Annotated in this window: 1 protein-coding gene; it reads left to right on the top strand. The window is 66.5% G+C overall.

The window, feature by feature from the left end; all coding sequences use genetic code 11:
• Nucleotides 1-242: arginase family protein (locus tag E5W87_RS08630; protein ID WP_292395955.1), on the top strand; the 242-nt coding region annotated here is incomplete at its 5' end.
• Between the last annotated feature and the right edge of the window lie 131 nt (nucleotides 243-373).

Genomic DNA, 373 nt, shown 5'->3' on the forward strand with positions numbered 1-373 from the left:
TCGTCACCCTCGACTGCGACGGCCTCGACCCCGGCATCATGCCGGGCGTGGCGGCGCGGACGCCCGGCGGCCTCACCTACACGCAGGTGATCGATCTGATCTCTGGCCTCGGCAGGCGGGCCAGGATCGCAGGATTCGACCTTGTCGAGCTCTATCCGCCCGCCGACATTGACGGCCTGTCGACCCTGACCGCCGCGCGCCTTCTCGTCAATGTGATCGGCACCATCGTCAGGCAGGTTTGAGCTTCCTCTCGTAGCTTCCCGTCCCCTCGCCGCCCATGGACGCCCCAGCGGGCTTGGTTGTAAACATTGCGACCGCTTGATTTTGGAGGAGACGCGGCATGGACCGATTCACCGGCGGTTGCCTGGGCGGC

The sequence above is a fragment of the Mesorhizobium sp. genome (genome assembly GCF_004962925.1).
Taxonomy (GTDB): Bacteria; Pseudomonadota; Alphaproteobacteria; order Rhizobiales; family Rhizobiaceae; genus Mesorhizobium.